1 rRNA gene is annotated in these 1,440 nt (G+C 57.8%); it reads left to right on the forward strand.

Annotation, left to right across the window (positions count from 1 at the left end):
• Positions 1 to 1,440 (forward strand): 23S ribosomal RNA (locus ACIBK1_RS40585); the annotation flags it as partial.

A 1,440-nucleotide genomic window follows, 5' to 3' on the forward strand; every position in this document is an offset into this window, starting at 1 on the left:
TGAACGCCTGGCCTGATCTGGTAGTAGGTAAGCGATGGGGTGACGCAGGAAGGTAGCCCAGCCCGGGCGGTGGTTGTCCCGGGGTAAGCATGTAGGGCGAGAGATAGGTAAATCCGTCTCTCATTAAGCCTGAGGTGTGATGCCGAGCCGATTGTGGCGAAGTGGGTGATCCTATGCTGCCGAGAAAAGCCTCTAGTGAGTGTCGCGGCGGCCCGTACCCTAAACCGACTCAGGTGGTCAGGTAGAGAATACCAAGGCGGTCGGGTGAACTGTGGTTAAGGAACTCGGCAAATTGCCCCCGTAACTTCGGGAGAAGGGGGACCTTTACTGGTGATCGGACTAGCTTCGTGAGCTGGTGGGGGTCGCAGTGGCCAGGGGGAAGCGACTGTTTACTAAAAACACAGGTCCGTGCGAAGTCGTAAGACGATGTATACGGACTGACGCCTGCCCGGTGCCGGAACGTTAAGGGGACCGCTTAGCTGACGTTAGTCGGCGAAGGTGAGAACTTAAGCGCCGGTAAACGGCGGTGGTAACTATAACCATCCTAAGGTAGCGAAATTCCTTGTCGGGTAAGTTCCGACCTGCACGAATGGCGTAACGACTTCCCCGCTGTCTCAACCACAGGCCCGGTGAAATTGCAGTACGAGTAAAGATGCTCGTTTCGCGCAGCAGGACGGAAAGACCCCGGGACCTTCACTACAGCTTGACATTGGCGTTTGGAGCGTCTTGTGTAGGATAGGTGGGAGACTGGGAAGCTGCGACGCTAGTCGTGGTGGAGTCATTGGTGAAATACCACTCTGGTCGTTTTGGACGTCTAACCCGCGCCCGTGTATCCGGGTGGGGGACAGTGTCTGGTGGGTAGTTTAACTGGGGCGGTTGCCTCCTAAAAGGTAACGGAGGCGCCCAAAGGTTCCCTCAGCCTGGTTGGCAATCAGGTGTCGAGTGTAAGTGCACAAGGGAGCTTGACTGTGAGACTGACGGGTCGAGCAGGAGCGAAAGCTGGGACTAGTGATCCGGCATCGGCGTGTGGAAGCGGTGTCGCTCAACGGCTAAAAGGTACCCCGGGGATAACAGGCTGATCTTCCCCAAGAGTCCATATCGACGGGATGGTTTGGCACCTCGATGTCGGCTCGTCGCATCCTGGGGCTGGAGTAGGTCCCAAGGGTTGGGCTGTTCGCCCATTAAAGCGGTACGCGAGCTGGGTTTAGAACGTCGCGAGACAGTTCGGTCCCTATCCGCTGCGCGCGCAGGAGACTTGCGAGGGGCTGTCCCTAGTACGAGAGGACCGGGACGGACGAACCTCTGGTGTGCCAGTTGTTCCGCCAGGAGCACGGCTGGTTGGCTACGTTCGGTAGGGATAACCGCTGAAAGCATCTAAGCGGGAAGCTCGCCTCAAGATGAGGTCTCCCACCACCTTGTGTGGGTAAGGCCCCCTAGAGA

Origin of the sequence: Microbispora rosea, from assembly GCF_044460045.1 — a bacterium.
GTDB lineage: Bacteria > Actinomycetota > Actinomycetes > Streptosporangiales > Streptosporangiaceae > Microbispora > Microbispora rosea.